This is a genomic window from Rhodococcus sp. P14 (genome assembly GCF_000256505.1).
Classification (GTDB): domain Bacteria; phylum Actinomycetota; class Actinomycetes; order Mycobacteriales; family Mycobacteriaceae; genus Rhodococcus; species Rhodococcus ruber.
The window spans coordinates 1-756 of record NZ_AJFC01000094.1 but is presented as its reverse complement, the minus strand read 5'-3'; the positions used below and the strand labels follow the sequence as shown (position 1 = coordinate 756).

Sequence of the window (756 nt, the reverse complement as noted above, 5' to 3'; positions counted from 1 at the left end):
CAGTCGCTGCAGGCCTCCTTCCGCGGCTTCTCGGCGCTCCAGAACCCCTGGGCCAAGTTGCAGTTCTCCAACCCGGAGAAGTTCTCCAACGTCATCGCGCCCTGGTTCAACCAGATCAACACCTTCCTGTGGGGTGGGGTCACCCAGCACGGCGACCAGGTCGGCAACCTGTGCGCCGACCTGAACGGAATGGGCGGCGGCGCCAAGGCCTTCCGCGACGGCGAGGACGCGGTCTCCCCGCTCTTCTGCGCGATGGCCGACACGGCCGAGCAGGAGGTCATGGAGGAGGAGGTGCCCTTCATGCAGTTGGTGAGCAAGCGGATCGTCCGCGACAACCAGGGATTCGGCAAGTACCGCGGCGGCATGGGCTACGAGATGATCGTCGCGGCCGAGGGCACCCCGCTGTGGGGCTTCATGACGGTGACCTCCGGCGCGAAGTTCTCCTCCGTCAGCGGGCAGTTCGGCGGGTACGGCTGCAACACCTACCCCCTCGCGACGGTCAAGGGCGTCAACGTCTACGACGAACTGCGCCGCAACCCGGAACGGTTCGACCTGTCCATCGAGAAGGTGATGAACGAACAGCCCTTCGAGGGCGCCGAGTACAGCACCAGCCACATGGGTCTGCAGTTCGACGTCGCCAAGGACGGTGAGCTGTACATGATTTCGCAGGGCACGGGCGGAGGCTACGGAGATCCGCTCGAACGCGCCCCGGAGGACGTGGTTGCCGATCTCGAGATCGACCGGATCTCCGCGAAG

Annotated in this window: 1 protein-coding gene; it reads left to right on the top strand. The window is 65.5% G+C overall.

All coding sequences use genetic code 11. From position 1 onward, the window contains the following. Positions 1–756: hydantoinase B/oxoprolinase family protein (locus OEY_RS28105; RefSeq protein ID WP_010593153.1), on the top strand; the 756-nt coding region annotated here is incomplete at both ends.